The sequence below is a fragment of the Variovorax sp. EBFNA2 genome (assembly GCF_033802765.1).
Classification (GTDB): domain Bacteria; phylum Pseudomonadota; class Gammaproteobacteria; order Burkholderiales; family Burkholderiaceae_C; genus Variovorax; species Variovorax paradoxus_H.
Genome location: NZ_CP138496.1, coordinates 5,879,036 through 5,894,389, shown reverse-complemented (window position 1 = coordinate 5,894,389; position 15,354 = coordinate 5,879,036). Strand labels below are relative to the sequence as shown.

The following is a 15,354-nucleotide window of genomic DNA, read 5'->3' as shown; positions in this document are numbered from 1 at the left end:
TTCGGAAGATTATGACGATGATTGGCGACGACCTCCAGCAAGTAAGGGCCCGGATCGACCAGGCCTGTGCAGACGCCGGGCGCGACCCGTCGGCGGTGCGCCTGCTGGCGGTGTCCAAGACCTTCGGGCCGGAGGCGGTGCGCGAGGCGCACGCGGCCGGCCAGGCGGCGTTCGGCGAGAACTACGTGCAGGAGGGTCTGGACAAGATCGCCGCGCTGGCCGATCTGCGCGCGGGGCTCGAATGGCACTGCATCGGCCCTCTGCAGAGCAACAAGACGCGGCCCGTGGCCGAGCAGTTCGACTGGGTCCACAGCATCGACCGCCTGAAGATCGCCGAGCGCCTGTCAGCCCAGCGGCCGGCCCATCTGCCGCCGCTGCAGGTGTGCCTGCAGATCAACGTGGACGGCGGCGCGAACAAGTCCGGCGTGCCGCCGGAAGAGGCTTTGGCGCTCGCGCGGGCTGTGGCGGCATTGCCACAGCTGCGGCTGCGCGGGCTCATGGCGATCCCCGAACCGGCGGCGGATTTCGCGGCGCAGCGCGAACTCTGCCTGCGCGCGCATGCGGTGTTCGAGTCGATCCGCGCGGCGGGCATCGCGCTGGACACGCTGTCGCTGGGCATGAGCGGGGACCTCGAGGCGGCGGTCAGTGCCGGCAGCACGATGGTCAGAGTGGGGACCGCGATCTTCGGCGGCAGGGCGCGCAAGCCCGCCTGAGCCTGCTCAGAACGTCTCAGACCCCGAGCGGCAAGCGCGCGCTGCTCTTCACCTCTTCCATCACCGCATACGTGCGCGTCTCGCGCACCCCGGGCAGTTGCCACAGCACGGTGCCGGCGAACTCGCGGTAGGCGGCCATGTCGGCCATGCGGGTCTTGAGGAGGTAGTCGAAGCCGCCGGCGACCATGTGGCATTCCATGATCTCGTCGCGCACCTGCACGGCGGCCTTGAACTGGTCGAACACGTTGGCGGTGGTGCGGTCGAGCAGCACCTCGACGAACACGGTGAAACCGCGCCCCAGCTTGTAGGGGTCGAGGCGGGCCTCGTAGCCCAGGATGAAGCCGTCGCGCGTGAGGCGCTGCACGCGCGCCAGCACGGCGGTGGGGGAGAGCGCAACGGCCTCCGCCAGCTTGAGGTTGGTGATGCGGCCATCTTCCTGAAGGATCTTCAGCAGGCGCAGATCGATGCGGTCCAGATCAAGCATTCGAGAATTATCCGGCGCACACATCGATCCGCTGCGAGAAATTCGGCCTATTTGTTCAGGCCATAGGAGATAGAACCAAGGAAGTGCCGTTCGACTACCCTTTTGTGGCGATTCAAACTACGGGAAGCCGTGGCTGCGCTGAAGTTCAGCGCAGCGTGGTCGTGCCGGGCGCGGCAGCCTGGCGACCCGAGAGCTGGTCGACCAGCGCGCCGTAGGCCGGGCCTTCGCGCAGCTTGGTGTAGGCGGCCTGGGCTTCGCGGTAGCCGGGGCGCGACGTGTCGGCGCCGGCTTCGCCCGATTGCTGGGCGGCCAGGCCCGAGCGGATCCACAGCTGCGTGTCGGCGGCCACGGCGGCGCGGCTGTTGGCCGAGACGACGACGGGCTCCTGGCCCATGGTCTCGTTGTAGCCCTGCGTGGGCGCGGTCTTCAGCCACTGCTGGGCGTCGGCCGTGACGGCGGCGCGCGTCGTCGACGACGCAAAGGGCGCGGGACGCGGATCGCCTTCGGCGTAGTTGCCGGCAAAGCTCGGTGCCGCGGCGAGGCCGAGCAGGGCGGCGATGGCGGCGGTGTTCAGCAGGCGGGTGGTGGAAGACAGCGTCATGTTCGTTCACTCCTTGAGGGGGTTGCTTGGTTGGTGAGAACGACTGTACGAAGCGCATCCACGCGAGCGATAACGTCCGGATGACGGTTTTGTCATGTGCGTATCGATCTGCATCGGGCCGCGTCTTGCGGCAGCGCAAGGGGCCTTCCAACTTCTCTTGCATAACCGCCATCGCGGCATGCATAAGCCATGGCGCGCGGCCCGCAGTCGGCATATCGTTGCGCCCATCCATTCCAACCAAGGGATCTTTCATGAACGAGAAACTCTCCTTCGTCAATCCGACGGCCAACAGCCCCTGGGGCACCTACCTGTCGCAGGTCGATCGTGTCGTGCCGTACCTCGGCCCGCTGGCGCGCTGGGTCGAAACCCTCAAGCGCCCCAAGCGCGCACTGATCGTCGACGTGCCGATCGAGATGGACAACGGCACCATCGCCCACTTCGAGGGCTACCGCGTGCAGCACAACATGAGCCGCGGGCCGGGCAAGGGCGGCGTGCGCTTCCACCCCGACGTCACGCTCGAAGAAGTGATGGCGCTGTCGGCCTGGATGACCATCAAGACCGCGGCCGTCAACCTGCCGTACGGCGGTGCCAAGGGCGGCATCCGCGTCGACCCGAAGAAGCTGTCGCTGCAAGAGCTCGAGAAGGTCACGCGCCGCTACACCAGCGAGATCGGCATCATCATCGGCCCGCACACCGACATCCCCGCGCCCGACGTGAACACCAACGCGCAGATCATGGCGTGGATGATGGACACCTACTCGATGAACGTCGGCGGCACCGCCACCGGCGTGGTCACGGGCAAGCCGCTGCACCTGGGCGGTTCGCTGGGCCGCGTGAAGGCCACCGGCCGCGGCGTGTTCGTCACCGGCCGTGAAGCGGCCCGCCGCCTGGGCATGGACCTGCGCGGTGCGCGCATCGCGGTGCAGGGCTTCGGCAACGTGGGCTCGGTCGCGGCCGAACTGTTCGTGGAAGCCGGCGCCAAGATCGTCGCCGTGCAGGACCACACCGGCACCATCGTGAACACCAACGGCCTGGACCTGACGAAGCTCGTGCCCATCTCGCGCACCGACGGCGTGGTCGGCTTCAAGGCCGGCGGCGACATCGTGCCGAACGAAGACTTCTGGGACGTCGCCTGCGACATCCTGATCCCGGCCGCCCTCGAAGGCCAGATCACCGCCGAACGCGCCAAGAAGACCACCGCCAAGCTGGTGCTCGAAGGCGCCAACGGCCCGACGGTGCCCGAGGCCGACGACATCCTGGCCGAGCGCGGCGTGCTGGTCGTGCCCGACGTGATCTGCAACGCCGGCGGCGTGACGGTCTCGTACTTCGAATGGGTGCAGGACTTCTCGTCCTTCTTCTGGGACGAGGACGAGATCAACGTGCGCCTCGACCGCATCATGATGAACGCGCTCAACCAGATCTGGGACACGGCCGACAAGCACAAGATCTCGCTGCGCACGGCCACGTATGCGGTGGCCTGCGAGCGCATCCTGATGGCGCGCCAGGAACGCGGTCTCTACCCCTGACGCCCTGACGCGATCTCTGGGGCTTGCAGGGCCTTTTCGGGAACCCCCGGCGCGCCGGGGGCTCGAAGCGAAGCCGCCGGGTGGTTAGCATCCGGTGTCCTTCCCGACCTGCCATGCCCCCCACCTCTTCTGCTGCTTTCTTCTCTTCGCCGGCCCGTGTGCCGGCGTTTCTGTTCCCGAGCCTGCTGTCGGTGCTCGTGCTGGCCGGCTGCGGCACCTTGGGCACGCGCCAGGCCTACGAGCCTGAAGACTTCGACTCGACCACCACCCACACGCGCAACTACGCCGCCAGCGAGGCGCAGACCTGCGAGGCGGCGCGTCGCGCGTTGCTGAGCCAGGGCTACATGGTCACGGCCGCCAACGCCGACCTGGTGACCGCGCGCAAGAGCTTCCAGCCCGCGGCCGAGACGCACGTCGAGGTCGAGTTTCGCGTGGTCTGCGCACGCGAATTGGGTGCGGGCAGCGCCTCGGCCGGGCGCAGCACCGTGGCCTTCGCGACCGCGCTGCAAGACCGCTACGGTTTGAAGAAGGGCAGCAACTCGGCCAGCCTGGGTGTGGGCGCCATCGGCTCGCTCTCTCTGCCCTTCGGCGGCAGCAACGAGGCGATGGTCAAGGTGGCGAGCGAGACGCTGTCCGACGAACGTTTCTACGACCGCTTCTTCACGCTGGTCGAGCGCTTCCTGCAGGGCGGCGGCCCCGACATGCCGGCCGATGCGGCGCCAGCGGACGAGGCACCGAAGCCGACTGCGCGCCCCGCTGCAACGACCTTCCCGGTATCGCCGTCGCCGAACCGCGGCTGAACCGCAGAGCAAAGAGGCGCGCTCAGCGCACCAGCGTCGACTTGCCGAACAGGCTCTCGATCAACTCCACCGCCACCTCGGCCGTCTGGTTGCGCACGTCGAGCGCGGGGTTGAGTTCCACCACGTCGACCGAGCCGAGCCGCCCGGTGTCGGCGATCATTTCCATGCACAGCTGCATCTCGCGGTAAGTCGGTCCGCCGCGCACGCCCGTGCCCACGCCGGGCGCGTCGGCCGGGTCGAGGCAATCGAGGTCGAAGCTCACGTGCAGGTGGGTGTCTTCGTCCACGTCCTGCAGCGCCTCGGTCATGGTGGTGCGCATGCCGTGCTCGTCGATGTGGCGCATGTCGAACACATGCAGCCCCAGCGTGCGGATCGCCTTCTTTTCGTCATCGTCCACGCTGCGGATGCCGATGAAGCGGATCGCGTCGGGTGCCAGCGCCGCGGGCTCGCCGCTCCAGCCCGTGAGGTCCGCGGGGCCGTGGCCCAGCAGGCACGACACGGGCATGCCGTGCAGGTTGCCGCTGGGGCTCGTGGTCTCGGTGTTGACGTCGGAGTGCGCATCGAGCCACAACACCCGCAGCTTCTTGCCGCGCTGGCGTGCGTGCCAGGCCACGGCGCTGATCGAGCCGATCGCCAGGCAGTGGTCGCCGCCCAGCATCACGGGCACGTGGCCGGCGCCCAACGCGGTGTCGACGGCGGCGTAGACCGAGCGATTCCACGCGATCACTTCGGTGAGGTGGCGCAGCCCGTTGGCGGGTGGCGCCCACGGCGTGGCCGGGCCCGCGAGGTTGCCGCGATCAAGCACCGTGAAGCCCTGGCCCGCCAGCGCCTCGGCCAGGCCGGCCACGCGCAATGCATCGGGCCCCATGCCCGCGCCGCGCACGCTGGCGCCGATGTCGGTGGGCGCGCCGATCAGTTCGAGGGTGACGGTGGCGGCGGTGCTGCTGCTGTTCATGTCGGTCTCCCGATGTGGTGCCAGAGGTAGGCGTAGCCGAGCGCATCCATGAAGGCGGACGCCTTGTTGTCCGCGGCGGCGCTGTGGCCGCCTTCCATGTTTTCGTAGAAGCTGCTGTCGTGCCCTTGTGCGAGCAGCTTCGCGTGCATCTTGCGCGCATGCACGGGTCCCACGCGGTCGTCGCGCGTGGAGGTGGTGAACAGCGCGGGCGGGTAGGGCGTGCCGGCCCTGGCGTTCTCGTAGGGCGAGAAGGTCTGGATGAATTCCCATTCGTCGGGCTGTTCCGGGTCGCCGTACTCCGCGATCCACGAGGCACCGGCCGACAGCTGCGTGTAGCGCTTCATGTCGAGCAGCGCCACCTCGCTCACGATGGCGCCGTACAGTTGCGGGTACAGCGTGAGCATGTTGCCCATGAGAAGGCCGCCGTTGCTGCCGCCCATGGCGCCCAGGTGCGCGGGCGAGGTGATGCCGCGCGCGAACAGGTCTTGCGACACGGCCGCGAAGTCTTCGCAGGTGCGCAGGCGGTTCTCCTGCAGCGCGGCCTGGTGCCAGCGCGGGCCGTACTCGCCGCCGCCGCGGATGTTGGCCACCACGTACACGCCGCCGCGTTCCAGCCAGGAACGGCCGATGCCGCCGCTGTAGCTCGGCTCCAGCGAAATCTCGAAGCCGCCGTAGGCGTACTGCAGCGTGGGGTTCGTGCCGTCGGCCACGAGGTCTTTGGCGGCGATCTCGAAGTAGGGCACGCGCGTGCCGTCCGCCGAGGTCGCGAAATGCTGGCTCACGCGAAAGCGCGACGCATCGAAGAAGCCGGGGCTGTGCTTCAGCGGCTGCGGCTCGCCCTGGCCGAGGGTGCCGATGTACAGCGTGGTCGGCTGCAGGAAGCCGCTCACGGTCAGGAAGTAGTCGTCGTTCTCGGTCTCGTCGATGCCGCCGGCCGCCACGCAAGAGAGCGCGGGCGCGCCGCCCAGGCTGTCGCGCGCCCAGTCGCCGAGGCCGTCCGCCGGCGGCGTGAGCACCTCGAGCCGGTTCACCACGTCGTGCATCACGTTGAGGATGAGGTGGTGGCGCGTCCATGAGTAGTCGTCGAGCGCGGTCGTGTCGTCGGGCTCGAACAGCAGCGTGAGTTCGCGCGCGCCGGCCATGTAGTCGTCGAAGCGCGCGGCCAGCAGCGATCCGGCGGTGTAGGTCTGGCCGGCCACGGTCCAGTCTTCGCGCGGCTCGATCAGCAGCCACTCGCGCGTGACGCCGGTGTTGGCGTCGTCGGGCACGTCGATCTTGGCGAGCGCGCCGTCGGGCGCGCGCAGCCAGGTTTCGCTGTCGTAGAAGTCGATCTGGCGCGAGACGAAGTCGCGCTCGAAGCCGGGCGTGTGGTCGCTCCAGGCGCTCACGGACATGTCTTCGTGCGCGCCCTCGTACACGGTGACGGCCTCGGCCAGCGGCGTGCCGCGTTGCCATTGCTTCACCAGGCGCGGGTAGCTCGAGCTGGTCATGGAGCCGGGGCCGAAATCGGTGCCCACGTAGAGGTGGTCGATGTCTTTCCAGGTGACGTGGTTCTTCGCTTCGGGCAGCGCGAAACCGCCTTCGACGAACGTCATGATTACCAGGTCGAACTCGCGCACCACGTCGGCATCGGCGCCGCCGCGCGACAGCGAGATCAGGCAGCGCTCGTAGTCGGGCTCCAGGCAGTCGGCGCCGTGCCAGACCCAGTTTTCGCCGTCTTCGGCTGCGAGCGCGTCGAGGTCGAGCACGGTCTCCCAGTCGGGTTCGGGCGTGCGGTATTCGGCGAGCGTGGTGCGACGCCACAGGCCCTTGGGGTGCGCCTTGTCGCGCCAGAAGTTGTAGTACAGCGGGCCGATCTTGCTGACCATCGGAATGCGTGCGTCCGAGTCGAGCACCTCGAGCAGGCCCTGCTCGATCGCCCGGAAGTCGGGCGACTGCGCGTAGGTGTGAACGGTGCGTGCATTCTGCTGGCGAGCCCAGTCCAGAGCGGCTTCGCCGTCGATGTCTTCGAGCCAGAGGTTGTCGTCGTTGTCGTGCGCAGAGGTCATGCGGCACAGTGTACGAAGCCCCCGTGACCGCGCCGGCTGCGAGCAGTTGTTGCGGCCTGGTCGCGGCCTGCAAGGCGCGTCGATTTTTTCATTACAAGTGGCCGCGCATCCCCGCAAAGCTTGGGACAAACCCCTGTCTCGCGCGTGCCTTCCCCCGGTGGAAACACTGAAGAAGCGAAGGCCCACGGACGCCATGCCCACGGTATCCTGCCGAACGGCGCTTGCCCCAACGAGGAGAACCACACATGAAACACCTGAGCGGTCTTGATGCCACCTTCCTTCACCTGGAAACCCCCGAGATGCCGATGCACGTGGGCTCGCTCAACGTGCTGGATCTGCCCAAGGGCTACAAGGGCGACTTCTACGAAGACGCCAAGGCTTTCATGGCCAGCCGCATCCACCTGGCCGACGTGTTCACGCGCAAGCTCGCGCTGATGCCCTTCGACATGTCCAACCCCGTGTGGGTGGACGACGACGACATCGACATCGACTACCACGTGCGCCACATCACGCTGCCCAGGCCCGGCACCAACCGCCAGCTGCAGCAGTACGTGGCACGGCTGCATTCCACGCTCATCGACCGCAGCCGCCCGATGTGGGAGTTCTTCATCATCGACGGCCTGCAGAGCGGCCAGGTGGCGCTGTACACCAAGGTGCACCATGCGGGCATCGACGGGCAGGCCGGCGTCGAAGTGGGCAAGGCCATCTTCGACCTGGAGGCCACGGGCCGTGTGGTCAAGCCACCGCGTTCGCGTCCGCGCAGCAGCGGCTACCAGCTGGGCATGGCCGAGCTCGCCACCGCCGCGCTGCGCAATACGGCGCAGCAGTACGTCAAGCTCTTCAAGATGGCGCCGGCCATCGCACGCGCCATTGGCGGCCTGGCCAAGCCCGACGAGAAGGCGGCCGACAAGGCGGTGGCCGCCGCGCCGAAGAAGTTCAACCTCTTCGCGCCGCGCACCTCGCTCAACGTGTCGATCACCAACCAGCGCACCTTTGCGGGCCGCACCATCTCGCTGGCCGAGACCAAGTACATCGCCAAGCACTTCGGCGTGTCGCTCAACGACGTGGTGCTGGGCACCGTGGCCGGCGCGCTGCGCCACTACCTGGCCGACAACAACGAGCTGCCGGCCAAGCCGCTGGTGGCCGGCGTGCCCGTGAGCCTGCGCGAGGCCGGCGACCAGACGGCCAACAACCAGGCCAGCATGATCCTCGTGAGCCTGGCCACCGACATCACCGACCCGGTGCAGCGGCTGAAGGCGATCAACACCTCGTCGAACAGCTCCAAGTCGACGATGAACCGCTTCAAGGCCGTGATCCTGGACGACTTCCCGACCTTTGCCGCGCCCTGGCTGATGTCGGGCATTGCGTCGATGGTGGGACGTTCGGGCATCGTCAACCTGCTGCCGCCGGCGGCCAACGTGGCCGTCTCGAACGTGGCGGGCGCGCCGTTCCCGATGTACTTCGCGGGCGCGCTGGTCACCTGCTACTACCCCGTGTCGATCGCCAGCCACGGCACCGCGCTCAACGTCACGGTGCAGAGCTACAACGGCCGCATGGACTACGGCCTGATCGCCTGCCGCCGCGCCGTGCCCGACATCACCGAGATCGGCGACTACCTGCTGGCCGAGCACAAGCTGCTGATGTCGCTCACCGAGAAGTACCCGGCCGCTGCGGGCGTGCCCACTGCGCCCAAGCCCGTGGCCGCGCCTGCGCCGGAAGAGAAAGAAGAAGCCAAGGCCGCCGCACCGGCCCGCAAGCCGGCCGCGCGCAAGAAGGCCCCGGTGAAGGCGGTCGCAGCCAAGAAGAAGGCGCCCGCCAAGGCCGCGCCGGTGAAGGCAGCAGCGAAGAAAGCCCCTGCCAAGAAGGCCGCAGCGAAGAAGGCGGCGCCCCGGCCCGCGGCCCGCAAGGCCGCCGCGTCGCCCCGCGCCGCTGCGGCATGATCGACAGGCGGGCCCGGCCTGGGCAAAAAATTGGGGCAGTTGGACTAGTTTTCCAACCGTTCTAGTTTTCCAGGCCTAGGCCCTGCGGAAGATGATTGGCCCATCGCGATTCCCCGCGAGCCATTCAACTTCAAGGAAATCTCACATGTCCACGCAAACCAACATCGCTTCCGCCGCCATCCACGTCGTCGGCCAGTACAACGACGCCGGCAAGACCCTGGTCGGTGCCTACCGCACCGGCGTGCAGCGCCTGCTGGGCGGTGCCGCTTCGCGTTACAGCGAGTTCCTGGGCAATCGCCAGATTCCGCTGGTGAGCGAGCAGATCAAGGCCAACCTGATCGGCGCGCAAGAGAAGGTGCATGGTTTCCTGTCGAACCGCCTGGACATCGACACCAGCCGCATCGTGAACGCGATGGACCGCGTCGCCGCCGGCACCACCAGCGGCATCGAAACCGTCGCCAACCGCGTCGCCCAGATCGAATCGCCCGCTGCCACCACCGTGTTCAACGCCCTGTCGACCGTGAACCAGCCCTTCGCCACCGTGTCGGTGCAAATCGCCGACCGCATCGTCGCCGGCACCAAGCAGATCGAAGCCCGTGTGAGCGGCACCGAAGAAGCCGCCCCCGTGCGCACCGTGAAGGCCAAGGTCGCTGCGGCCAAGAAGCCGGTTCGCCGCGCTGCCCGCAAGGCGGCCTGATCCCGGGGCGCTGACCGCGCCCTTTTTCATTTCTACCGCCCCTGGAGCACCACCGCATGGCGACCCGTCCCGATGACACTGCAAAGTTGAAGAAGAGGGCGGCGCCTGCCAAGAAGGCTCCGGCGGCGAAGAAAAAAGCCGCGCCCCGCAAGGCGGCGCCGGCTGCGAAAGCACCGCCTGCAGACAGTGCTGCGGCCGGCACCAACAAGGCCGAAGCGCTGCTGCGCGCCGGCCTCAAGGCGCTGGACAACGTGCGCAGCGACGTCGCCAAGCGCCAGGCCAACGTGATCGAAGGCCTGCTCGGCATCGGGCAAGGCAAGGCCGACGCGGCCGGTGCCAAGGCGGCGCTGACGCGCGGCTTCCCCAGCCTCGACACCTTCGGCATCCGCAAGTTCGAGGACGTGTTCGACCAGCGTGTCGCCACCGCCCTGCAACGCCTGGGCATGCCCAGCGCCGACGAGGTGCAGGCGCTGCGCGACGAGGTGGCGCAGTTGCGCGAACGCCTCGCGAAACTCGAGAAACCGACCGGCCCCCGCGCCAGTTCAGGCGGCTCCGGCGGCAAGCGCTGAGCGGCACGCAACGCACGCAACACGCCGCTTGTGGCCAGCTCCAACACCACGCGCGATCGCATCCTGCAGACCAGCCTCGCGCTGTTCAACGCACAAGGCCTTCCGGCCGTGTCCACGCACAAGATCGCGGCCGAGCTCGGCATGAGCCCGGGCAACCTGCACTACCACTTCAAGGCCAAGCAGCTGATCGTCGAATGGCTGTTCCGGCGCTTCGAGCAGCGGCTCGAAGTGCTCAACGGCTCGTCGGCGTCTATTGCCGCCATCGACGACCTGTGGCTCGCATTGCACCTGCGCTTCGAGGCCATCGACGAATACCGCTTCATCTACCGCGACATGGCCTTCCTGGCCAGCGAGTACCCGGCCCTGGGGCAGCGCGCCCAGGCCATGACCGCGCAGAACCTGCTCGCAGCCCAGACGCTGTGCGAAGGGCTGGTGGCGTCGGGCGTGATCGAGACCAGCGCCGAGCAGGCGCGCATCCTCGCGCTGCAGATGGTCTTCACCACCACCTGCTGGCTCTCGTTCGAGCGGCTGGTGCCGGGACGCGACGCCCTGGCGCAGGCCGACCCCGGTTTGGCGGCTTTCTACACACTCACGCTGGTTTCTCCGTATGTTTCCAGCGAATCGAGGGCTTATCTTGATTACCTGAGGGGCAAATACCTCGGATAAATGAAGTCGTCGTCCGACGGGGAATGCAACTTCGCACCCCCATCTTCGTCCTACAGAAGAAAGAACAGAAAGGAAGCCGCCACCATGTCCACCGCCACCCACGAACCCATCGCACCGCCGTCGCGCCTGCTCTTGCTGGCCGAAGCGCGCGCCCTCTGGGAAACCGGCGCCGGCCTCGCCATGTGGCCCTTGCTGCAGCTCGCGCCACGCGGCGACGGGCACCCCGTGATCGTGCTGCCGGGCCTGGTGGCCAGCGACATGTCCACGCTGCTGCTGCGCCGCTACCTGTGCAGCCGCGGCTATGACGCGCACGGCTGGGGCCAGGGCCGCAACCTGGGCCCGCGCGCCGGCGTCGAAGACGGCATGGTCGAGCTGCTCAAGACCCTGGCCGACAAGAGCGGCCAGAAGGTCAGCGTGATCGGCTGGAGCCTGGGCGGCGTGTATGCGCGGCTGCTGGCCTCGGCGCAGAAGGACCTCATCCGCAACGTGATCACGCTCGGCAGCCCGTTCTCGGGCAGCCCGCGCGCCACCAACGCCTGGCGCGTGTACGAAGGCGTGAGCGGCCAGAGCTCGCACGACCCGCGCCGCATGAAGTTCGTCGAACCCACGCCGCCCGTGCCCACGACCTCGATCTTCAGCCGCACCGACGGCGTCGTGGCATGGCGCTGCAGCCTCGAGAAGACCGGTCCGCAGTCCGAGAACATCGAAGTGATGGCCAGCCACCTGGGGCTCGGCGCGCACCCGGCCGTGCTCTATGCGGTGGCCGACCGGCTGGCGCAGCCCGAGGGCGCGTGGAAGCCGTTCAACCGCGGCATGCTCGGGCCGCTGGTGTATCCGGACCCGGACCGCGACGCCTGACCTGAGGCGCGCACTCCCCCATAAAAAAGACCGGCAACTGCCGGTCTTCTTCTTTGGGGCTCCAGAGTTGGTTCTTCAGGCCCCGGCCCACACGTCGAGCACATAGCGCTGCTCGGCAATCATCCGGTCCATCCACGCCGCGCTGTCCTGCCCGTGCTCGCGCGCAAGGTCGCTGAGCGTGCGGCGCACGTCGGGCTCCATGCGCGAGCCGTCGCCGCACACATACACCACGGCGCCGGCTTCGAGCAGCTTCCACACGGCCGCACCCTGCTCGCGGATCAGGTCCTGCACGTAGACCTTGCGGTCACCCGCGCGCGAGAAGGCCGTGTGCAGCTTCATGAGGCCGCGGTGCGACCAGGCCTGCAGCTCTTCGGCGTAGATGAAGTCCTGCTCGGGGTGGCGGCAGCCGAAGAACAGCATCGCCTCGCCCAGCGCCTCGCCGCGTTCGACCTGCGCTGCGCGCTCCTGCAGGAAGCCGCGGAACGGCGCCAGGCCGGTGCCAGGCCCGACCATGATCAGCGGGCGCATCGCATCGTCCGGCAGCCGGAAGCCTTCGGCCGTGGTCTCGCGGATCACGCCATGCACCGTGTCGCCGGCCTCGGCGCGCGCCAGGAAGTTGGAGCACACGCCCTCGAAGGTGCCGCTGCCCGACATCGCGGGCGCGCTCACCACGCCCACCGTCACGCTGCAGCGCCCCGGCGTCATCGCCGGCGACGAGGAGATCGAGTAGTAGCGCGGCGACAGCGGCGACAGCATTTCGAGGAACACCGCGAACGGCACCTGGCAGGCGCGGTGCTCTTCGAGCAGCTCCAGCAGCGACTTGCGCTTGTGCAGCACCTCGGCCTTGTAGGCAGCCTGCGAGGCCTCGTCGCTGCCTGACAGCGCGACAAGCTTCGGCTTGGTGAACGGGCACTCGGTGTACGCCGCCAGCGTGGCGATCTGCTTGCGCGTGGCCACGTCCTGCAGCTCGACGTAGTCGCCCAGCAGGCGATCGACGGCGATGACCTGATCGACGGGCAGCGCCGCCTTGCGCCCCGGCACGGCCTGCAGCCGCACGTGCGCCGAGCGGTCGAAACCGAAGCGCGCCATCGCACGCTCGACCTGCGCCGGGCTGTTGCGCGGCACCACGCTCAGGTGGTCGCCGGGCACGTAGTTCACGCCTTCGGGCAGCGTCAGCTCGACATGGCGCGTGGAGCGCCCGGCCTCGCCGTTGGCGCCGGCGCTTTGCAGCTCGCGGTTCTCGATCACGCGCAGCGCCACGGCGCCGAGCGCATCGACCAGCGCGTTCTTCTGCGGCGGCGGCAGTTCTTCCAGCGTGTACAGCGGCTCGGCCTCGGCCGGCGTGTCGGCGCCGTTCTTGATGTCGAAGGCCTTCACCAGTGCGGGCCACAGCGCGTCGCTCCAGTCCTGGAAGGCGCCGTCCATGTCCTCGCGAGCATCGCCTTCGCCGCGTGCGTGCACGCGGTCGGCGCCCAAGGCTTCGAGCCGTTCGTCGATGCGGCGCGGCACGGCCTGGTAGGTGGCGGCCCAGTCGGTGTTGCCGCAGCCGAACACGCTGAAGCGCACGCCGTTGAGCGCGTCGTCGGCCTTGTCGAGCCAGCGATGAAACTCCGCCGCGTTGTCGGGCGCCACGCCGTTGTACGAGGCGCAGACGATCGCCACCGCGCCGCTGGCCGGCAGCCGTTCGGCGTAGTCGTCGAGCGAGGCGAGCTGGGTCGAGAAGCCGCGCAACTCGCCGGCCTCGGCCAGCTGGCGCGCCAGGTCTTCGGCCGTGCCGAGGTTGGAGCCCTGCAGCACCAGCAGCGAGGTGCCGTGGCGTGCTGCCTGCGGTTTGCGCGCAGCCGGCTTGACCGGTGCATCGGGCGCGGCGGTTGTCTCGCCATTGCCGCGCGGGCGCGAGGCCGGGTCGCGCAGCAGCGCCTTGATCTTGAAGTTCTCGGGCTTGATCGTCAGCGCTTCCTTGATCTTGAGCTTGTAGCCCGTGTGATCGACCAGGTTGAAGCGCTGCAGGATCATGCCCAGCGTGAGCACCGCCTCTTGCAGGGCGAACTGGCGTCCGATGCAGGCGCGCTGTCCGTTGCCGAAGGGCTTGAATGCGTTCACGGGCCGCTCGCGCTCGGCCTCGCGGCTGAAGTGGTCGGGGTTGAACTGGTCGGCGTTCTCGCCCCAGATGCCCTTGTCACGGTGCAGCGCCAGCGCATGCATGATGACCATGTTGTTCTTCTTGATCGTGTACTGGCCGCCGATCGTCGTGTCTTCCTTGGCACGCATCGAGATCGCCGGCGCGGTCGGGTACAGGCGCAGCGACTCTTTCAGCACCTGCATCACGTACTGCAGCCGGTTGACTTGCGCGTACGTGGGCTTTTGCGTGGTGTCGCCGCCGAACACGCTGTCGACCTCGGCCTGCGCCTTGGCCATCGCCTCGGGGTTGTTCAGCAGGAAGTAGATGGCGAACGACAGCAGGCCGCTGGTGGTCTCGTGCCCCGCGATGAGGAATTCGATGCACTCGTCGCGGATCATCTTGTCGGTGAGCTTCTCGCCACTCTTCTTGTCCACGCCCGCGATCATGTAGCTCAGCAGGTCGGGCTTGGTGGCGATGTCGGCACCGCTCGCGCGCCGCTCCTCGATGATGTCTTCCACCATCTTGTGCATGTAGCGGATGTCCTTGCGCTGCTGCGCCAGCTCCTTCTTGAGCATCAGCTCCTCGAGCGGCAGGCCGCGCCGGTTCTGCACCGTTTCGAGCGTGCGCACCATCGCATCGACAAAGGGGTGAAAGCCCTCGCGGTAGAACGAGTTGAAGCGATAGCCGAAGCCGCACAGGCCGATGGTGTCGAGCGTGAGCGCGGTCATGTCGCGCACCACGTCCACCTCTTCATCGAAGTTGAGGCGCTCCCACTTGGTGACCAGCTGCCCCGCGATGTCCAGCATCATCGGGTGGTAGGCCTGCATCGCGCGCTGGCTGAAGTTGGCCAGGAGGATGTTGTGCGGCTTCGACCACGTCTCTTCGTGCGTGTCGGAGGTGAACAGGCCGTGCGACGCAGCCCGCAACCGGCGCAGTGCACCGCGCGTGCTCTTGTCGAAGCGCGGCTCTTCGCAGAGCTCGTCGACCAGCGCGGGCGACGACACCACGATCACCGGCATGCCCGGCATGTCGAGCCAGTAGATGCCGCCGAGGTCTTGCGCGATCTTCCACATGTCGAGCACCGGCGAGTCGGAGCCGATGGACAGCAGATTGCCGACGAAGGGTTTCTTCGCCGGGTGGGGAATCGGATGGAGCGAGTTCTTTCCTGCCATGTGTGCCTTCTTGTGCCTGCGTAGGGACCCGCTTCGGATGTCCGGGATGCGAATCCGGAGTATCCCGACGGCACAGGGGGCGGGCAGGACGGGGTTTCCCTTAGGAGGCCTGCAGGGCGTTCACACAGGCAGCGTGATCGCCATTCACAGTGAGGTCATGAGCCCGCAGCGTGCCCGTGCCCAGGGCACTGGGTGCTTCCCGC

13 protein-coding genes are annotated in these 15,354 nt (G+C 68.0%); 8 read left to right on the top strand and 5 right to left on the bottom strand.

Features of this window, described 5'->3' with window-relative positions; translation table 11 throughout:
* Window positions 1–11: 11 nt before the first annotated feature.
* Window positions 12–713 (top strand): YggS family pyridoxal phosphate-dependent enzyme, encoded by a 702-nt coding sequence (locus RZE79_RS27660; RefSeq protein WP_319357696.1) that lies wholly within the window; start codon window positions 12–14, stop codon window positions 711–713.
* Between the two features lie 16 nt (window positions 714–729).
* Here RZE79_RS27660 and RZE79_RS27655 read toward each other — a convergent pair whose 3' ends face one another.
* Both RZE79_RS27655 and RZE79_RS27650 read right to left on the bottom strand, forming a co-directional pair.
* On the bottom strand, window positions 730–1,197 hold the full coding sequence (locus RZE79_RS27655; protein WP_062478450.1) for an Lrp/AsnC ligand binding domain-containing protein: 468 nt from the start codon (window positions 1,195–1,197) through the stop codon (window positions 730–732).
* 145 nt (window positions 1,198–1,342) lie between these two features.
* The gene (locus RZE79_RS27650; RefSeq protein ID WP_319357695.1) at window positions 1,343–1,798 is read right to left on the bottom strand and encodes a hypothetical protein; all 456 of its coding nucleotides are present in this window, start codon (window positions 1,796–1,798) and stop codon (window positions 1,343–1,345) included.
* 251 nt (window positions 1,799–2,049) lie between these two features.
* Between RZE79_RS27650 and RZE79_RS27645 the strand changes: the two genes are divergently transcribed.
* Entirely contained in the window at window positions 2,050–3,324 is a 1,275-nt protein-coding gene (locus tag RZE79_RS27645) for a Glu/Leu/Phe/Val dehydrogenase (protein ID WP_319357694.1), read from the top strand.
* Between the two features lie 113 nt (window positions 3,325–3,437).
* Window positions 3,438–4,124 (top strand): DUF2242 domain-containing protein, encoded by a 687-nt coding sequence (locus tag RZE79_RS27640; RefSeq protein WP_319357693.1) that lies wholly within the window; start codon window positions 3,438–3,440, stop codon window positions 4,122–4,124.
* A gap of 22 nt (window positions 4,125–4,146) precedes the next feature.
* Here the strand turns inward: RZE79_RS27640 and rocF are convergent, their stop codons facing one another.
* Both rocF and RZE79_RS27630 read right to left on the bottom strand, forming a co-directional pair.
* Window positions 4,147–5,079 (bottom strand): arginase, encoded by a 933-nt coding sequence (gene rocF / locus RZE79_RS27635; RefSeq protein WP_319357692.1) that lies wholly within the window; start codon window positions 5,077–5,079, stop codon window positions 4,147–4,149.
* Window positions 5,076–7,127, bottom strand: a complete 2,052-nt coding sequence (locus RZE79_RS27630) for a prolyl oligopeptidase family serine peptidase (protein WP_319357691.1) — start codon at window positions 7,125–7,127, stop codon at window positions 5,076–5,078. Before RZE79_RS27630 ends, rocF begins: the two co-directional genes overlap by 4 nt.
* A gap of 245 nt (window positions 7,128–7,372) precedes the next feature.
* On the opposite strand from RZE79_RS27630, the gene RZE79_RS27625 reads away from it, so the two are divergent.
* The 5 genes from RZE79_RS27625 to RZE79_RS27605 all read left to right on the top strand — a co-directional run bounded on the left by RZE79_RS27625 (window position 7,373) and on the right by RZE79_RS27605 (window position 11,857).
* Window positions 7,373–9,067, top strand: a complete 1,695-nt coding sequence (locus tag RZE79_RS27625) for a wax ester/triacylglycerol synthase family O-acyltransferase (protein WP_319357690.1) — start codon at window positions 7,373–7,375, stop codon at window positions 9,065–9,067.
* Window positions 9,068–9,212: 145 nt separating this feature from the next.
* Window positions 9,213–9,764 (top strand): hypothetical protein, encoded by a 552-nt coding sequence (locus RZE79_RS27620; RefSeq protein WP_319357689.1) that lies wholly within the window; start codon window positions 9,213–9,215, stop codon window positions 9,762–9,764.
* 56 nt (window positions 9,765–9,820) lie between these two features.
* Complete coding sequence (locus tag RZE79_RS27615) at window positions 9,821–10,333, top strand: phasin family protein (RefSeq protein WP_319357688.1); 513 nt, start codon at window positions 9,821–9,823, stop codon at window positions 10,331–10,333.
* Between the two features lie 30 nt (window positions 10,334–10,363).
* Window positions 10,364–10,999: a TetR/AcrR family transcriptional regulator gene (locus tag RZE79_RS27610; RefSeq protein WP_101493805.1), complete on the top strand. Its 636-nt coding sequence runs from the start codon at window positions 10,364–10,366 to the stop codon at window positions 10,997–10,999.
* 84 nt (window positions 11,000–11,083) lie between these two features.
* Window positions 11,084–11,857, top strand: a complete 774-nt coding sequence (locus tag RZE79_RS27605) for an alpha/beta hydrolase (RefSeq protein ID WP_319357687.1) — start codon at window positions 11,084–11,086, stop codon at window positions 11,855–11,857.
* Window positions 11,858–11,932: 75 nt separating this feature from the next.
* Here RZE79_RS27605 and RZE79_RS27600 read toward each other — a convergent pair whose 3' ends face one another.
* On the bottom strand, window positions 11,933–15,151 hold the full coding sequence (locus tag RZE79_RS27600) for a cytochrome P450 (protein ID WP_319357686.1): 3,219 nt from the start codon (window positions 15,149–15,151) through the stop codon (window positions 11,933–11,935).
* Window positions 15,152–15,354 lie beyond the last annotated feature (203 nt).